General features: G+C 73.2%; 16 protein-coding genes and 1 other RNA gene. 10 read left to right on the top strand and 7 right to left on the bottom strand.

What is annotated here, in order from left to right:
- Positions 1 to 179: 179 nt before the first annotated feature.
- A complete protein-coding gene (locus tag NP064_RS06315) occupies positions 180 to 1,322 on the top strand; it encodes an AI-2E family transporter (protein ID WP_227568773.1) in 1,143 nt (380 codons plus the stop codon).
- Between the two features lie 95 nt (positions 1,323 to 1,417).
- A complete protein-coding gene (locus tag NP064_RS06310; RefSeq protein WP_227568772.1) occupies positions 1,418 to 2,638 on the top strand; it encodes an AI-2E family transporter in 1,221 nt (406 codons plus the stop codon).
- A 55-nt stretch (positions 2,639 to 2,693) separates the two neighbouring features.
- Here NP064_RS06310 and NP064_RS06305 read toward each other — a convergent pair whose 3' ends face one another.
- Together NP064_RS06305 and glnA are read right to left on the bottom strand one after the other, a co-directional pair.
- Positions 2,694 to 5,732, bottom strand: a complete 3,039-nt coding sequence (locus tag NP064_RS06305; RefSeq protein ID WP_227568771.1) for a bifunctional [glutamine synthetase] adenylyltransferase/[glutamine synthetase]-adenylyl-L-tyrosine phosphorylase — start codon at positions 5,730 to 5,732, stop codon at positions 2,694 to 2,696.
- A gap of 52 nt (positions 5,733 to 5,784) precedes the next feature.
- The gene (glnA, locus tag NP064_RS06300; protein ID WP_227568770.1) at positions 5,785 to 7,122 is read right to left on the bottom strand and encodes a type I glutamate--ammonia ligase; all 1,338 of its coding nucleotides are present in this window, start codon (positions 7,120 to 7,122) and stop codon (positions 5,785 to 5,787) included.
- A 128-nt stretch (positions 7,123 to 7,250) separates the two neighbouring features.
- Here glnA and NP064_RS06295 point away from each other — a divergent pair, with 128 nt between their 5' ends.
- Together NP064_RS06295 and panB are read left to right on the top strand one after the other, a co-directional pair.
- Positions 7,251 to 8,903, top strand: coding sequence for an NAD+ synthase (locus NP064_RS06295; RefSeq protein WP_227568769.1), 1,653 nt, complete (start codon positions 7,251 to 7,253; stop codon positions 8,901 to 8,903).
- A 52-nt stretch (positions 8,904 to 8,955) separates the two neighbouring features.
- On the top strand, positions 8,956 to 9,768 hold the full coding sequence (gene panB / locus NP064_RS06290) for a 3-methyl-2-oxobutanoate hydroxymethyltransferase (protein ID WP_227568768.1): 813 nt from the start codon (positions 8,956 to 8,958) through the stop codon (positions 9,766 to 9,768).
- Between the two features lie 26 nt (positions 9,769 to 9,794).
- Here the strand turns inward: panB and NP064_RS06285 are convergent, their stop codons facing one another.
- Positions 9,795 to 9,977, bottom strand: a complete 183-nt coding sequence (locus NP064_RS06285) for an SPOR domain-containing protein (RefSeq protein WP_227568767.1) — start codon at positions 9,975 to 9,977, stop codon at positions 9,795 to 9,797.
- A 57-nt stretch (positions 9,978 to 10,034) separates the two neighbouring features.
- Here NP064_RS06285 and map point away from each other — a divergent pair, with 57 nt between their 5' ends.
- From map to NP064_RS06265, 4 genes are all read left to right on the top strand, one after another.
- Positions 10,035 to 10,907, top strand: a complete 873-nt coding sequence (gene map, locus NP064_RS06280) for a type I methionyl aminopeptidase (protein WP_227568766.1) — start codon at positions 10,035 to 10,037, stop codon at positions 10,905 to 10,907.
- Positions 10,908 to 10,969: 62 nt separating this feature from the next.
- Positions 10,970 to 11,734: a polyphosphate--glucose phosphotransferase gene (ppgK, locus tag NP064_RS06275; RefSeq protein ID WP_227568795.1), complete on the top strand. Its 765-nt coding sequence runs from the start codon at positions 10,970 to 10,972 to the stop codon at positions 11,732 to 11,734.
- Between the two features lie 204 nt (positions 11,735 to 11,938).
- On the top strand, positions 11,939 to 12,304 hold the full coding sequence (locus NP064_RS06270) for an MBL fold metallo-hydrolase (RefSeq protein WP_227568765.1): 366 nt from the start codon (positions 11,939 to 11,941) through the stop codon (positions 12,302 to 12,304).
- Positions 12,196 to 12,726, top strand: a complete 531-nt coding sequence (locus tag NP064_RS06265) for an MBL fold metallo-hydrolase (protein WP_348519201.1) — start codon at positions 12,196 to 12,198, stop codon at positions 12,724 to 12,726. The genes NP064_RS06270 and NP064_RS06265 overlap by 109 nt, the downstream gene beginning before the upstream one ends.
- Positions 12,727 to 12,792: 66 nt before the next feature.
- Here NP064_RS06265 and NP064_RS06260 read toward each other — a convergent pair whose 3' ends face one another.
- Positions 12,793 to 13,569 carry an antitoxin gene (locus NP064_RS06260; RefSeq protein WP_227568763.1) on the bottom strand — a complete coding sequence of 259 codons (777 nt, stop codon included), beginning with the start codon at positions 13,567 to 13,569 and terminating at the stop codon, positions 12,793 to 12,795.
- An 88-nt stretch (positions 13,570 to 13,657) separates the two neighbouring features.
- Here NP064_RS06260 and NP064_RS06255 point away from each other — a divergent pair, with 88 nt between their 5' ends.
- Entirely contained in the window at positions 13,658 to 14,065 is a 408-nt protein-coding gene (locus NP064_RS06255) for a VOC family protein (protein ID WP_227568762.1), read from the top strand.
- Positions 14,066 to 14,096: 31 nt separating this feature from the next.
- Here NP064_RS06255 and NP064_RS06250 read toward each other — a convergent pair whose 3' ends face one another.
- The 3 genes from NP064_RS06250 to NP064_RS06240 form a co-directional block, all read right to left on the bottom strand.
- Entirely contained in the window at positions 14,097 to 14,489 is a 393-nt protein-coding gene (locus NP064_RS06250) for a RidA family protein (protein WP_227568761.1), read from the bottom strand.
- A gap of 64 nt (positions 14,490 to 14,553) precedes the next feature.
- Positions 14,554 to 14,937: RNase P RNA component class A (gene rnpB / locus NP064_RS06245), an RNA gene on the bottom strand.
- A gap of 64 nt (positions 14,938 to 15,001) precedes the next feature.
- Positions 15,002 to 15,385, bottom strand: coding sequence for a tautomerase family protein (locus NP064_RS06240; protein WP_227568760.1), 384 nt, complete (start codon positions 15,383 to 15,385; stop codon positions 15,002 to 15,004).
- Between the two features lie 169 nt (positions 15,386 to 15,554).
- Between NP064_RS06240 and NP064_RS06235 the strand changes: the two genes are divergently transcribed.
- Entirely contained in the window at positions 15,555 to 16,331 is a 777-nt protein-coding gene (locus NP064_RS06235) for a YaaA family protein (RefSeq protein WP_227568759.1), read from the top strand.
- Positions 16,332 to 16,347: the final 16 nt, after the last annotated feature.

The raw sequence follows: 16,347 nt of genomic DNA, 5'->3' as shown, positions 1-16,347 counted from the left end.
ACGGGCATGCTGTCCTGCTCTATCGACCGAGGCGTCGGGAGTGTGAGCGACTCCGCGCGCCGGCCGCCCAGAGTGGCCGTTTTCACCCGGCCTGCGCCGGTCTCCGGCGATCACGGGCACGCTCCGGCAGGATGGCGGTGGAACCGCCACCGCACGGCCAACCACTGCGAAGGACCGCGATGAGGAGTCCGACCGCCTCCCGTGACGCCCGCCGTCCCCCGGCATGGCTTCCGCGAGCGCTGCTCATGACCCTCGTCGCCGTGTTCGCGGGCGTTCTCGTGTGGCGCGCCCTCACCCAGCTCGGGACGGTCATCACCATCATCGTGGTGGCCTGGTTCCTCTCGCTCGCCATGGAGCCGGTGGTCAGGTGGCTCGCACGCCGGGGCATGCGGCGCGGGGTCGCCACGGGCCTGGTGATGTTCGGCGGCCTGGTGGGGACGGCCGCCATCCTGGCCGTGTTCGGGCAGCTGTTCGTCGTGCAGCTGATCGACCTCTTCGAGGACGTCCCCGCGCTCTACGCGGACCTCGCCGACTTCCTCGACCGCACGTTCGGCTACGCCCTGCCGCCCAGCGACAGGCTGCTCTCACAGCTGGTGGACAGCTGGGGCAGCAACGTGGCCCAAGGCGTCATCGGCGTGGGCGGCACGATCATCGGCGCGTTGTTCATCTTGGCGGCCGTGCTGCTCGTCGCGTTCTACATGGTGGCGCAGGGGCCGGCCTTCCGATCCGCGATCTGCCGCCTGCTGGCGCCTGACCGGCAGCGCGAGGTGCTGCGCATCTGGGAGGTCTCCCTGGAGCAGGTCTCGAACTTCCTCATCTCGCGCATCGTGCTCGCGGCGATCGCGACCCTCGTGACGTTCGGGTACCTGACCATCGCGAAGGTGCCGTACGCGCTCCCGCTCGCGGCGTTCACAGGCCTCGTGTCGCAGTTCGTGCCCACCGTGGGCACGTACATCGGCGGGGCGCTCCCGGTGGCGGTCGCCCTGTCGGTGAGCCCGCTCACCGGGGTCGGCGTGCTGATCTTCATCGTCGCCTACCAGCAGGTGGAGAACCTGCTGCTCGCCCCGCGGATCGCCGCCCAGACCATGTCGCTCAACGCCGCCGTCGCCTTCCTGGCCGTCATCGCGTTCGGGGCGGTGTTCGGCGCGCTAGGGGCGTTCCTGTCCCTCCCGGTCGTCGCGACCATCAAGGCCGTCTCCGGGACGTACCTGCGACGCCACGAGCTCGTGGACTCGGCGCTGCTCGACGACAGGTCCGACGTCGTCCCTGGGCCCGACGGCCCCGCGTCCGACGATCCCGCGGGCGCCGGCTCCGACGGCTGAGCGAGGCGCCGCCAGTCCTCCCCCCGAACACGACCGCATCCGGTAACTTCCGTGTGTGCCGCGCCCGTGCGGCCATGACCTGTGAGGGACGCCCGATGAGGACCACCACAGCCCAGCGCGTCGATGCCCGGCGCCCGCCCGCCTGGCTGCCGCGCGCCCTGCTCATGATCGTGCTCGCCGTCTTCGCCGCGATCCTGGCGTGGCGGGCGTTCAGCCAGCTCGGCACGGTGGCCACGATCCTCGTCATCGCGTGGTTCATCGCCCTGGCCATGGAGCCGCCGGTGCGCTGGCTGGCCCGTCGCGGGATGCGGCGAGGACTCGCCACGGGCCTGGTGATGTTCGGCACGATCCTCGCCAGCCTGGGCGTCCTCACCGTGTTCGGCCAGCTGTTCGTCGCCCAGCTCGTCGACCTCATCCAGGCCGTCCCCCAGCTCTACGGGCAGCTCACGGACTTCGTGCTCAACGCGTTCGGCTACGAGCTCCCCACCACCGACAAGGTGCTCGTCCAGCTGGTCGAGGGCTGGGGGTCCAATGTCGCCGAAGGCGTGATCGGCGTGGGCGGCACGATCCTCGGGGGCCTCTTCGTCCTGTCGGCGGTGCTGCTGGTCGTGTTCTACATGGTCGCCCAAGGCCCACGCTTCAAGGCGTCGATCCTCAGCCTGCTGGCGCCCGACCGCCAGCGCGAGGTGCTGCGGGTGTGGGACGCGTCGCAGGAGCAGGTGTCGAACTTCCTCAGCTCGAGGATCGTCCTAGCGGCGGTGTCCGCGCTCGTGACGTTCGTCTACCTGACCGTGGCGCGCGTGCCGTACGCGGTGCCGCTGGCCGCGTTCTCCGGGATCGTGTCGCAGTTCATCCCGACGATCGGCACCTACATCGGCGGGGCGCTGCCAGTGATCGTCGGCCTCACGGTCAGCCCTCTCACCGGGCTGGGCGTGGTGATCTTCATCGTCGTCTACCAGCAGATCGAGAACCTGCTGCTGGCTCCGAAGATCTCCGCGCACACCATGGAGCTGAACCCCGCCGTGGCGTTCGTCTCCGTGCTGGCCTTCGGCGCCGTCTTCGGGGCGCTCGGGGCCTTCCTCGCCCTCCCGGTCGCCGCGACGATCAAAGCGGTCTCGGGCGCCTACCTGCACCGCCACGCGCTGGTGGACTCGGACCTGCTGGCCGAGACGTCCGGGTCGCGGAAGCGGGGGGCGTCACCTGCTCCCGACGCGGCGGAGGACTCCGACAGCGGGTCGGCCACGTCCACCGGGGCGCCGTCGACTCCCACGACAGCCCAGGACGCGGAGCCCGGCGCGGTCACCACCCCGTCGTAGGGCCTGGGACCGCGCCCGACGGCGCCGCCTCGACCGACCTGACCACTCGGCGAGGTCAGGCGTAGAAGACCCGCTCCACCACCGCGCGTGCGCGCCGTGACGAGCGCAGGTACTCCTCCTCGAGCTCTCCCGCCGACCCGGAGGGGTAGCCGAGGATCCTGGCCACCCCCGCGAGCGCCTGGGTGTCGTGCGGCAGCACGTCCGCCTGGGCGCCGCCGATCCGCCCGGTCCAGAGCACGATCGCGTCCCGCAGCCGCGAGGCCAGGTCCCACGCGTGCGTGAGCGTCTGGGCGTCCGCCGCGTCGAGCAGGCCCGCCCCGACCGCGGCGGCCAGAGCGTCGAGGGTGGACGTGGTCCGCAGCCCGGGCACGGCGTAGGCGTGCTGGAGCTGGAGCAGCTGGGCCGTCCACTCGACGTCGGAGATCCCGCCGCGGCCGAGCTTCAGGTGCCGGGCCGGGTCGACGCCGCGCGGCAGCCGCTCCGACTCGACCCTCGCCTTGATGCGCCGGATCTCGCGCTCGACGGAGGCGTCGATCCCCCCGGCGGGGTACCGCACCGGCTTCACGAGCGCGGTGAACCGGTGGCCGAGCTCGGGGTCCCCCGCGACGGTGCGGGCACGCAGCAGGGCCTGGCTCTCCCAGGGCGAGGACCAGCGGTCGTAATACTCGGCGTACGAGTCGAACGTGCGCACGAGCGGGCCGTTGCGGCCCTCGGGGCGCAGGTCGGCGTCCACCTCGAGCGCGGGCTCGGGCCCGACCTCGCCCAGCAGCTTGCGCAGGCGGGTCACGACGGCCAGCGCGAAGTCCTGTGCGATCCCGCTGTCGGCGCCCGGGACCGGGTCGTGCACGAACAGCACGTCGGCGTCCGAGGAGTAGCCCATCTCCTGGCCGCCCAGGCGGCCCATGGCCACCACGAGCAGCCGGGTGGGGTCCTCGTCGAGGCCGCGCTCGGCCCGGGTCTGCGCCGTCGCCACCCGCAGCGCGCCCGCGAGGACGACGTCGGCGGCCACGGTCAGGCTCGCCGCGGACCGGGCGCCGGTGGGCACGCCCAGCACGTCGGCGGCCGCCGCCCGGGCCAGCTCACGGCGGCGCAGGGCGCGCAACGCGGTCACCGCGGGGACCGGCTCGGTGGCGCGGGTGAGGATCGCGTCGGCCTCCGCGGTGAGGCCCTCCCGGGTGCGGGGCGCCAGCTCCGTGTCGTCGGCGAGCCAGGCGACGGACTCCGGCGAGCGTGACATCGCGTCGGAGACGTACCGCGACGTCGACAGGACCCGCGCGAGCCGTTGGGCCGCGAGGCCCGAGTCGCGCAGCAGCTTGAGGTACCAGTGCGTCGTGCCGAGCTCCTCGGAGAGCCGGCGGAACGCGAGCAGCCCGGCGTCGGGATCGGCGCCGTCCCCGAACCAGCCGAGCATCACGGGCAGCAGCTGCCGCTGGATGGCCGCGCGGCGCGAGACTCCCTCGGTCAGCGCGGCGATGTGCCGCACGGCGCCCCCGGGGTCGCGGTAGCCGATGGCGGCCAGGCGCGCCCGGGCGGCCTCGGGCGCGAGGCTCGCCTCCTCCGCGGACAGTTGCGCCGTGGCGGGCAGGAGCGGCCGGTAGAAGAGCTCCTCGTGCAGCCGGCGCACCTCCCTGCGGACCACGCGCCAACGGTCGGTGAGCCCTTGCGCGCCGTCGGCCCGCATGCCCACCGAGCGGGCCAGGCGGCGCAGGTCCGTCTCCGAGGTGGGCATCAGGTGCGTGCGCTGCAGCCGGTAGAGCTGGATCCGGTGCTCGAGGGCGCGCAGGAACCGGTAGCAGACCGCCAGCTGGGCGGCGTGCTCGCGTCCCACGTACCCACCGGCGGCCAGCGCCGCGAGTGCGGTGAGCGTGTGCGGGCTGCGGATCGACTCGTCGGCGCGACCGTGCACCAGCTGCAGCAGCTGCACGGTGAACTCGACGTCGCGCAGGCCTCCCTTGCCGAGCTTGAGCTGCCGGTCAGCCTCCGCGGCGGGGACGTTGTCCTCGACCCGGCGGCGCATCGCCTGCGAGTCCTCGACGAAGTTCTCGCGCTGCACGGCCGCCCACACCATCGGGTTGACGGTCTGGACGTACGCGCGTCCGAGCTCGGGATCGCCGGCGATATGGCGGGCCTTGAGCAGCGCCTGGAACTCCCACGTCTTGGCCCACCGCTCGTAGTACGCCCGGTGGCTCGCGAGGGTGCGCACCAGGGGGCCGTTCTTCCCCTCGGGGCGCAGCGCCGCGTCCACCGGCCACAGCGCGGGCTCGCCGGAGGCCGTCGAGCAAGCCCGGGCCAGCCCGGCGGCCAGGCGGGCGCCGGTCGCCAGCGCGTCCTCCTCAGACGTCCCGTCCACCGGCTCGGCGACGTAGACGACGTCGACGTCGCTCACGTAGTTGAGCTCGCGGCCTCCGCACTTGCCCATGCCGATCACGGCGAGGCGCACACCGGCGCCGTGGTCGTCGAGGTCGGCGCGCGCGATGGCCAGCGCCGCCTCGAGGGCCGCCGCGGCGAGGTCCGCGAGCGCCGCGCCGACCGCGGGCAGCTGCGAGATGGGCTCCTGGCAGCACAGGTCGGTCGCGGCGATGCGCAGCAGCCGGCGCTGGTAGGCGCGGCGCATCGCGTCGATCGCCCGGTGCCCGCCGTCATCCGCGACCGGGACGGCCGCTGCCGGATCGGCGCCGACGGCCTCGAGCAGCTCTGCCCGCACCTCCTCGGCCGGGACGCCGGTGCCGGGCGTGGTGTCGGCCAGCATGGCGAGATGGGCGGGGTGGGCGGCCAGGTTGTCGCCGAGCGCCACCGACGAGCCGACGACGGCCAGCAGCCTGTCCCGGCCGGGGCCGGGCTCGGTGAGCAGCCCGGCCAGCAGCGACCGGTGCTCCGCGCTGCCGGCGACGGCGCCCGCGAGCTTCGCGAGGGTCAGCAGGGCGAGGTCGGGGTCGGCGACCTCGGCCAGCGGCCCGAGGAGGGTCTCCTCGGGGTCGGGCACGAGCGCCAGCAGCCCTGCGTCCTGCAGCAGCCGCTCGGCGCGCGCGGCGTCCTCAAAGCCTGATCGTGTGAGGCGCCCCGCGAGGGAGGTCCCCGGTCGTCCTGTGCTCACGACCTCACGCTACCGACGTCGCCGCCCGGGCCGGACACCTGTCCGGGCGCGCTCACAGCACAGGCAGGAACCGCTGCAGCTCGTACTGCGTGACCTGTGCCCGGTACTCGTCCCACTCCTGCTTCTTGTTGCGCAGCACGAAGTCGAAGACGTGCTCGCCGAGCGTCTCGGCGACCAGCTCGGACTTCTCCATCACCGCGATCGCGGCGTCGAGCGACGTGGGCAGCGGCTCGATGCCCAGGGCCCGGCGCTCGGCGTCGGTGAGCTCCCACACGTCGTCCTCGGCGCCCTCGGGGAGCTGGTAGCCCTCCTCGATGCCCTTGAGCCCCGCGGCGAGCAGCACCGCGAACGCGAGGTACGGGTTCGTGGCGGCGTCGACCGCGCGGTACTCGACGCGGCTCGAGTTGCCCTTGCCCGGCTTGTACATGGGAACGCGCACCAGCGCGGAGCGGTTGTTGTGGCCCCAGCAGATGTAGCTGGGCGCCTCGGAGCCGCCCCACAGCCGCTTGTAGGAGTTCACGAACTGGTTGGTCACCGCGGTGATCTCCGCGGCGTGCGTGAGGATGCCCGCGATGAAGCTGCGCGCCACCTTGGACAGCTCCAGGTGGGCGCCGGGCTCGTGGAACGCGTTCCGGTCGCCCTCGAACAGCGACAGGTGCGTGTGCATGCCCGAGCCGGGCTTGTCGGGCATCGGCTTGGGCATGAAGGACGCGAAGACGCCCTGCTCGAGCGCGACCTCCTTGACGACCGTGCGGAACGTCATGATGTTGTCCGCGGTGGTCAGCGCGTCGGCGTACCGCAGGTCGATCTCGTTCTGGCCCGGGCCGGCCTCGTGGTGGGAGAACTCCACCGAGATGCCCATCGACTCGAGCATGGTGATCGCGGCGCGGCGGAAGTCGTGCGTGGTGCCGCGCGGGACGTGGTCGAAGTAGCCGCCCTGGTCGACGGGGATCAGCGGGCTCAACGGGTCCGCGGGCGCCTCGAACAGGTAGAACTCGACCTCGGGGTGCGTGTAGAAGGTGAAGCCCTGGGCGCTGGCCTTGGCGAGCGCGCGCTTCAGCACGTTGCGGGAGTCCGCCATGGACGGCTCGCCGTCGGGCGTGAGGATGTCGCAGAACATGCGCGCGGTGCCGTGCCGCTCGCCGCGCCACGGAAGGATCTGGAACGTGGTGGGGTCGGGCTTGGCGATCATGTCCGCCTCGTACACCCGCGTGAGCCCCTCGATGGAGCTGCCGTCGAACCCGATGCCCTCGGAGAACGCGGCCTCGAGCTCGGCCGGGGCGATCGCGACGGACTTCAGGATCCCGAGCACGTCGGTGAACCAGAGGCGGATGAAGCGGATGTCCCGCTCTTCGACCGTGCGGAGCACGAACTCCTGCTGCCTGTCCATGCGGTACATCCTGCCCGATGCCTGTGACGGCTGGTGACATACCCGCAGGCGATTCTTCTGCGCGGCCCGTCCGCGCCCTCGCGCGGCCCGGGCGCCGCCCACGCGCGGCCGGGGCCTAGGCTCAGGCCATGGCACTGCGCATCGCCCTGGCCCAGATCGACACGTGCGTCGGCGACCTCGACGGCAACTCCCAGGCGGTGCTCGCGTGGTCGCAGCGCGCGGCCGAGGCCGGCGCCGACCTCGTCGTCTTCCCCGAGATGACGATCACCGGATATCCCATCGAGGACCTGGCGCTGCGCGCCTCGTTCCGGCGCGGCGCCGAGCGGGCGCTCGAGCGGACCGCGGCCGAGCTCGACGCGCGCGGCATGGGCGACCTGGCCGTGCTGGTCGGCACGGTCGGCGACACCGCCTCCCGCGAGCACGAGGGCGCCCCCGCGCGCCCCACCAACCAGGCGGTGCTGCTGCAGCACGGGACGGTCGCGCGGCGCTACGACAAGCACCACCTGCCCAACTACGGCGTCTTCGACGAGTTCCGCATCTTCGCCCCCGGCGACGACATCTGCGTGATCGACGTCCGCGGCCACCGGGTGGGCGTGGTGGTCTGCGAGGACATCTGGCAGGACGGCGGGCCCGTCTCCGAGATGGACGAGAACGAGGTCGCGCTGCTCGTGGTCCTCAACGGCTCGCCGTTCGAGGAGGGCAAGGGGCACATCCGCACCGAGCTGGCCGCGCGGCGCGCCCGGCAGGTCGACGCGCCGGTCGCTTACGTGAACATGGTGGGCGGCCAGGACGACCTCGTCTTCGACGGGGGCTCGTTCGTGGTGGCCGCCGACGGGACGCTGCTGGCCAGCGCGCCGCAGTTCGTCGAGCACCTCCTCGTGTGGGACCTCGACGACGGCCGCGAGCCGCGGACCGGCGAGATCGCGCCCCACCTGGACGCCGACGCGGAGGTCTACCAGGCGCTGGTCACCGGACTGGCCGGGTACGCGCGCAAGAACGGGTTCCGGTCCGTGGTCCTGGGCCTGTCGGGTGGCATCGACTCCGCGCTCGTGGCGGCGATCAGCGCCGACGCGCTCGGCGGCCAGAACGTGATCGGGGTGTCGATGCCGTCCCGGTACTCCTCGGAGCACTCCAAGGACGACGCCGCCGACCTCGCCAAGCGGATCGGCGCCGACTACCGCGTCCAGCCCATCGGCACGATCGTCGACGCGTTCGAGGCGCAGCTCGGGCTGGAGGGCGTCGCGGCGGAGAACCTGCAGGCCAGGGTGCGCGGCATGATCCTCATGGCGATCTCGAACGCCGAAGGGCCCCTGGTGCTGGCCACCGGCAACAAGAGCGAGTTGGCGGTGGGCTACTCGACCATCTACGGCGACGCCGTCGGCGGGTACGCCCCGCTCAAGGACGTCGACAAGTCGCGGGTGTGGGCGCTGTCCCGGTGGCGCAACAACGCCGCGGTCGACGCCGGGCAGATCCCGCCCATCCCGGAGAGCTCGATCACCAAGCCGCCGTCGGCCGAGCTGCGTCCCGGCCAGACCGACCAGGACTCGCTGCCGCCCTACGACCTCCTCGACGAGGTGCTGGACGCGTACGTCGAGCATGCCGAGGGGCGGGCCGAGCTGCTCGCCCGGGGCTACGACCCCGAGGTGGTCGACAAGGTCCTGTCCCTGGTGGACCGCGCCGAGTGGAAGCGCCGCCAGTACCCGCTGGGCCCCAAGGTCACAGCGCTCGCCTTCGGCCGGGACCGTAGGCTGCCCATCACGACGCGGTGGCGCGAGCCCTGACCGGCGAAGACGCCCCAGCCGACCCAGCCCCGGACCCACAGGAGCCAGCACGATGACGACCACCCCCAAGCGCGTGCGCGTCCACCACCTGCGCGAGGCGAAGGAGCGCGGCGAGAAGCTGACGATGCTGACGGCGTACGACGCGCCGACCGCCCGGATCTTCGACGAGGCGGGCATCGACCTCCTGCTCGTCGGGGACTCGATCGGCAACACGATGCTGGGCCACGAGACCACCATCCCGGTCACGCTCGACGAGCTCATCCCGCCGGCCCGCGCCGTCGTGCGCTCGGTGAGCCGCGCGCTGGTGGTCGTGGACATGCCGTTCGGCTCGTACGAGGCCGGCCCCGAGCAGGCGCTGGCCACGGCCGTGCGCATCTTCAAGGAGACGGGGGCGCACGCGGTCAAGCTCGAGGGCGGCCGCCGGGTCGCGGCCCAGGTCAAGGCGCTGTCCGACGCGGGCATCCCGGTCTTCGGGCACCTCGGCTTCACACCGCAGTCGGAGAACGCCCTGGGCGGCAAGCGCGTGCAGGGCAGGGACGAGGACGCCGCCGAGCTGCTCAGCGAGGACGCGATCGCGCTGCAGGAGGCGGGCGCGGTTGCCGTCGTCCTGGAGATGGTCCCGGCGCCCGTGGCCGCGCGCATCACCGAGATCCTGCGGGTCCCGACCATCGGCATCGGCGCGGGCGTCGACTGCGACGGCCAGGTGCTCGTGTGGCTCGACATGGCGGGCATGGGCGGCTGGTCGCCGCGGTTCGCCAAGCAGTACGGGCAGATCGGCCAGGCGTTGGGCGACGCCGCCCGGGCGTACGCGGCGGACGTCCGCGGGGCGACTTTCCCCGACGACGCGCACTCGTTCCTGGCCTGAGGGGCTCAGCCCTCGAGGGAGGCCGCTCAGCGCTCGCGCGCGTCGTCCTCGTCCCACGCCTTCGTGCGTGCGGCGGCGATGTCGAGCGCGCGCTGGGCGGCCTCACGGGTGGGGTACGGGCCCATCCGGTCCTTCCAGTCGGACACCTTGCCCTGCTCGACCTGCCCGGTCGCGATGTTGAAGTAGAACTCGTCGCCGCTGCCCGACATGCTGCCCTCCTCGGTGCGACCGCACCTCGGCCGCGCGTGCTCCGTAGACTGCCACCTATGTCGATCGTGCACGCGCCGAGAGCCACCCTCGTCCCCGGGACCATCAGCCCCCAACTGCCGGTCCCGGCGTCGATCCCCCGCCCGGAGTACGTGGGCCGGCCGGCGCCCACGCCGTTCACCGGCAGCGACATCCCGGCCCCCGAGGTGCTCGAGCGAATCCGGGTCGCGGCGCGCATCGCCGCGCAGGCGCTCGAGGAGGTCGGCCGTCACGTGGCGCCTGGCGTCACCACCGACGCGCTCGACCGGGTGGGCCACCAGTTCCTCATGGACCACCACGCCTACCCATCGACCCTCGGCTACCGCGGCTTCCCCAAGTCGCTGTGCACCTCGGTGAACGAGGTCATCTGCCACGGCATCCCCGACTCCACGGTGCTGCAGGACGGCGACCTGGTGAACATCGACATCACCGCCTACATCGGCGGGGTGCACGGGGACAACAACGCGACGTTCGGCGTGGGCGAGCTCGATGAGGAGTCGGCACTGCTGGTCGAGCGAACCCGCGAGTCGCTCAACCGTGCGATCAAGGCGGTCAAGCCCGGCCGGGAGATCAACGTCATCGGGCGCGTCATCGAGAAGTACGCGCAGCGCTTCGGGTACGGCGTGGTCCGCGACTACACCGGGCACGGCGTGGGCGAGGCGTTCCACTCCGGGCTGGTGGTCCCCCACTACGACGCCGCGCCGCACTACGCCACAGTGATGGAGCCCGGCATGGTCTTCACCATCGAGCCCATGCTCAACCTGGGGACGCCCGAGTGGGAGATGTGGGACGACGGATGGACCGTCGTCACGGCCGACCGCAGGCGCAGCGCTCAGTTCGAGCACACGCTGGTCGTGACCGAGACAGGAGCCGAGGTGCTGACACTGCCATGAGCCACCACGACAAGCACGACCACGACAAGGACGCGGGCGACCGCCACCGCAAGCGCCGCCACATGCTCGCCGAGCGCCCCACCACGGCGTTCGGCATCGACATCGGCGGCAGCGGCATCAAGGGCGCCCCGGTGGACCTGGTCCGCGGCGAGTTCGCGGGCGACCGGGTCCGCATCCCGACGCCGCAGCCGGCGACCCCGGACGCCGTCGCGCGGACCGTCGCGGAGGTCATCGAGGCCTTCCACCTGCCCGAGGACGTGCCGGTGGGCGTGACGTTCCCGGCGGTGATCCTGCACGGCGTCGCGCAGTCCGCCGCGAACGTCGACCCGTCGTGGATCGGGACGGACGTGGAGGACGTCATCGCCGAGGCGACCGGCCGCAACGTCGTGGCCGTCAACGACGCGGACGCGGCCGGGTACGCGGAGACCGTCTACGGCGCGGCCCGCAGCGTGTCCGGCGTGGTGCTGGTGACGACGCTGGGCACAGGCATCGGCTCGGCCCTGGTGGTCGACGGCCACCTGGTCCCGAACACGGAGCTCGGGCACCTGGAGATCGACGGGCACGACGCGGAGAGCCGCGCGGCGGAGAGCGCGCGCGACCGCGACAACCTCAGCTGGACGGAGTGGGCCGAGCGCCTGCAGCGCTACTACAGCGTCGTGGAGAACCTGTTCTGGCCGGACCTCATCGTGGTGGGCGGCGGCGTCTCCAAGCACCACGAGAAGTTCCTGCCCCTGCTCCGCCTCCGGACGCCGATCGTTCCGGCAACGCTCCGCAACGCTGCGGGCATCGTCGGGGCGGCGGCGTTGGCGGCCGACGCCTCGCACTGAGGCGGGCGCCCGCACACGAACTGACGGCGGCATCCCTGGAGCGGGATGCCGCCGTCGCTCGGTCGCGTGGCGACCGTGACGCGAGCCTGCTGCGGGGGGGAGGCGGCGGCTCACGTCCTTGAGTCGAGCCTCTCAGAAGAGAGCGCTTTCTGGGTGAAATCACCCATGAGGGTGTTCTCATCTGATCGGCCCTACGATCGAGCCATGACGGCGCGATCCACGTTCACGCAGGTCGCCCCGGGGATCTGGGTGGCGACCGCCACCACCTGGACCAGCATCACCACGGCGATCGTGGGGGCCGACGGCGGTTGCGTGCTCGTTGATCCCGGCATCACCGTCCCCGAGCTCGATTCCCGGGCTCACGAGGCCCGCGCCCGGGACTGGCGGGTCGTCGCCGGCTTCAGCACCCACCCGCACTGGGACCACGTGCTGTGGAGGGCGGACTGGGCGGGGGTCCCCCGCTGGGCCACGCCCGAGGCTGTCGCGTCGCAGTCGCGCACCCGCGACGCGGACCTGGCCCAGGCCGAGGCCGAGGCCCCGGGCAGGACCGCCAGCACTTCGGGCGCCTGACCCCGCTGCCGCCCGGCGCGGCGACCCTGCCGTGGGACGGCCCGGACGTCCACGTCGTGGCGCACCGGGCCCACGCCCCAGGCCACGCCGCGCTCGCCATCCCCCACGCCGGGGCCCTGCTGGCGGGCGACATGCTCTCGGACCTCGAGATCCCGCTGCTCGACACCGACGCCGACGACCCGCTCGGCGACTACTGGGCGGGCTTGGAGACCCTCGAGCGCGCGATCGCGGAGTACGGGCTCCACACCCTGGTCCCCGGCCACGGCCACGTCGGCGACACCGCCGAGCTCGCCCGTCGCCTCGCAGCCGACCGTCGATACCTCGATGCCCTGGCCTCGGGGCGGCAGCCCGACGACGAGCGCCTCCGCACCCCGTGGCTGGCGGACGCCCACCGCGGGCACGTGGAGCGGCTCAGCGCCTGACGCCCCCACGACGAACGGCCCCGAGGCAGCCCTGTGGCAGCCTGGAGCCGTCGCTCGAACGGAGCCTCAGGCGTTCCCGAGCGCCTCGTCCCCCTTGTCGCGGGCCTGCGCGACCTTGTCCTCGTGCCCCTCGCCGGCCTTGGAGGAGGCGGCAGACTCCGCCTTGTCCAGGCCGGAGTCGCTAGCCCCCTCGGCCTTGTCGCTCTTCGCGGCCTGCGAGGCCTTGTCCTTCATGTCGTCGATCCCCATGAGGCCCTCCCCTCCATCGAGACGCGGCCCGTGCGGGCCACTCCCATCGTCCGTCGCCCCACGACCCGCCGCATCTGGCGGCGCGGGTTCTCGGTCAGCCACGCCCCCGGCCGCAGGGACGCCGGACGCTCCCACGGCGAGCCGCACCACCCAGCCCGCCGTGGCCACCCCCCGCCTGCCGTCGGTGAGCACCCGGCCCCGCGCCGCCGTCACCTCGGTGGCCGAGGGCTCCGGCGCCGCCGAGGCGACAGGGCCGCCGATTCCGAGCACCAGGCCCCACGCGGCGTCGAACACCTCCAGGTCCTCAGGGGTGGCGAGCTCGCTCTCAGCCAGGCGGTACAGCACCGCCACGCCGACACGGCGACGATCGGGCTCGCCGGACAGCACCTCGTCGAGCGCCCACTGGGTGCGGCGCCACCACTCGGCCTTCGCGTCGGCCCGCCGGCGCTGCGCGATCGCAAGGTAGGCGACAACCCCTGCGACGAGGCCCGCGACGAGCGTCGCCGCCGGTCCGAGCACCACGGCCCAGCCCACCCAGTCGAGGGAGGCGGCGTTGACGGCGGCGGCACGCTCCGCGACGAGAGGACCAGTCATGGCCAGATCCTCGCAGAACGGGCCAACCATGGCGGATGGGACGCGCGGAGCCCTTGCGTGCGCTCGGGGCCATCCCTATCGTCCCCGTATGGGCATCATCCTGAGCCAAGTGGTCGTCGACTCCCGCGACCCCGCGAGCCTCGCCGCCTGGTGGGGCGAGGTGCTGGGCCGCGAGGTCGAGGCGGACGGCGAGGACGAGATCTGGATCGTCGGGGAGAGCCCGGGCGACCTGGAGCTGGGCTTCATCCGAGTCCCGGAGGACAAGACGGTCAAGAACCGGCTCCACATCGACCTGCGGCCGCAGGACGGATCGGACCAGGCCACCGAGCTCGAGCGCCTGATCGCGCTGGGCGCACGGCGGGTCGACGTCGGGCAGGGGCCGGACGTCACGTGGGTCGTCCTCGCCGACCCGGAGGGCAACGAGTTCTGCCTGCTCCGGTCCACGCCGGCCGAGGTCGCCGCCGACATGGCGGCCGCCGAGTCGCTCCCCGGCTGACCCGGCCTGCTCGGCCGCGCCGACGCCGCGGTCAGCCCTCCGGGACTGCCGCCACGGCCTCGATCTCGACAAGGGCGCCCTCCCGCGCCGGGGGGACCGCCAGCACCGTGACGGCGGTGCGATGCCCGCCCCACACCGCGGCGGTCGCGGCGTACGCGGCGCCGGGGTCGACTCCCGCGGCGAGGTAGACCGTCAGCTTGGCCACGTGCTCGGGCCCGGTCCCGGCATGGGCGAGGACCGCCAGGACGTTGCGCAGCGCCTGCTCGGTCTGCGGGCCGAGGCCGTCGAGGAGCGTGCCGTCGCCGTCGACGCCGTTCTGCCCCCCGACGTAGAGGGTGGGGCCCGCTGGCGCGATCATCCCCTGGGCGAACGCAGGGCTGTGGCGCATGTGCGGCGGATCGACGGGCACGACCTGGGACGCCATGAGGGGCTCCTCTGCTGGGCGCCCGGCCATGTCCCGGGCGCGGCTCCAGAAGGAGGGGTGAGAGCGGATGAGCCAGTCGTACGCCGGGTTCTGTCCCCGTGCCCGGTCGCCCCGGCACGGGTGGCGACCATCCATCTACGACGTGCGTTGCCGCACGCCTCCAGCGGTCTACCCAGGAGCTCGGGCGAGCAGCCCTCGAACGCTCCCTGTCTGACCTTGCTCCGGGTGGGGTTTACCTAGCCGCGCCGGTCACCCGGCACGCTGGTGGTCTCTTACACCACCGTTTCACCCTGACCTCGCCTGCTCCGAGGAGCCTGCGAGGCGGTCTGTTCTCTGTGGCACTGTCCCGCGGGTCACCCCGGGTGGGTGTTACCCACCACCCCGCTCTGTGGAGCCCGGACGTTCCTCGGCGAGCCCGAGGGCTCGACGCGGCCGCCTGACTGACTCATCCGCGGGTCCAGACTAGCCGTTGCCTGGCGCGGCGCGCGCACCGCCCGGCCGACCGCCCTCGGTCAGAGTCCGGCGCGCCGGCTCAGCAGCAGCTCGTTGCCCGCGACGCCGCGCAGCCCCCAGTTGCCCGGCGGGCTCTCGATGATGACGATCTCCAGGTCGTCGGCGCCCAGCCCTAGGGCCGGGGCCACCTCGACGTACATCGCGTTGATCAACGCGCGCCGCTCGACGGGGCCGCGCCCGGAGAAGCACAGCACCTCGAGGATCAAGTACTCCCGCGAACGGGGGGCCAGCAGGTCGTCGGCGTCGAGAAGCAGGAACCGGTGGAACCGTTGGTCCTGGGGCACCCCCCACGTGCTCACCAGGGCCGCGTGCACCGCGTCCGAGACCTCGCGTCGTCGCGGTCCCCAGACGTCACGTCGCCCGTACACCTTGACCTGTGCCATCCGCACCCCTCGGTCGAGCAGGCGTGGGCGCCGCCGCGCACGCCGACCCCCATCGTCCGGCGCCCGGCGGACGTCGGCATCTGGTGCCGTGCCGCGCGCACAGCGCCACCACCCGTGGGCGACCTCCGCGCGGGTCTGGCGCTCCAGCCCAGGCCCGTAGAGTCATGCCGTGCTCGTCCTGCTCCCACCCTCCGAAGGCAAGACCGCTCCGGCCGACGGCCCGCCGCTCCATCTCGACGCGATGTCCTCCCCCGCGCTGAACCCGTGGCGGGAGAAGGTGCTCGACGCGCTGGCCGAGGTCAGCGCACGCCCCGACGCCGCGTCGGTGCTGGGGGTGGGCCCGAGCCTCGCCGCCGAGGTCGCGGGCAACGTGGGGCTGCGGGCGGCCGCCACCGCCCCGGCCGCGCGGGTCTACACCGGCGTGCTGTACGCCGCGGCCGGGCTCGCGGACCTGTCAGGGCCGGCGGCGGCACGCGCCGCCATGTCGCTGCGGGTCGTCTCCGCCCTGTGGGGGCTCGTCGCGCCTGACGACGCCATCCCCGCGTACCGCCTGTCGATGGGGGTGGACCTGCCCGGCGTGGGCCCGCTGGCCCGGGTGTGGCGGGAGCCGCTGGCTGCCGAGCTGGACTCCCGCGGCGCCACCGAGCTGGTCGTCGACTGCCGATCGGCGGCCTACCTCGCCGCGTGGCGGCCGGCCGCCGCCCAGGAGTGGGTCGCGGTGCGGGTGCTGCGTGAGCTGGACGGCAAGCGCTCGGTGGTCTCCCACCACGCCAAGCACACCCGGGGCGTCCTCGCCCGGCACCTCCTCACCCGCGCGGCCCCCGAGCCGGTGGACGCGGAGCAGCTCGCCGCGGCGGCGGGCGAGCTGGTGGGCTCCGAGCTGCACGACGTCGAGCTCGGCCCCGCAGGGCGCGGCGCCCGAGTGCTTTCCCTGGTGGTGCGGTAGCCGCGACGTGGTCCGC

This window comes from Cellulomonas chengniuliangii, assembly GCF_024508335.1.
Taxonomy (GTDB): domain Bacteria; phylum Actinomycetota; class Actinomycetes; order Actinomycetales; family Cellulomonadaceae; genus Cellulomonas_A; species Cellulomonas_A chengniuliangii.
This window is presented reverse-complemented; position numbering and strand designations above follow the sequence as displayed.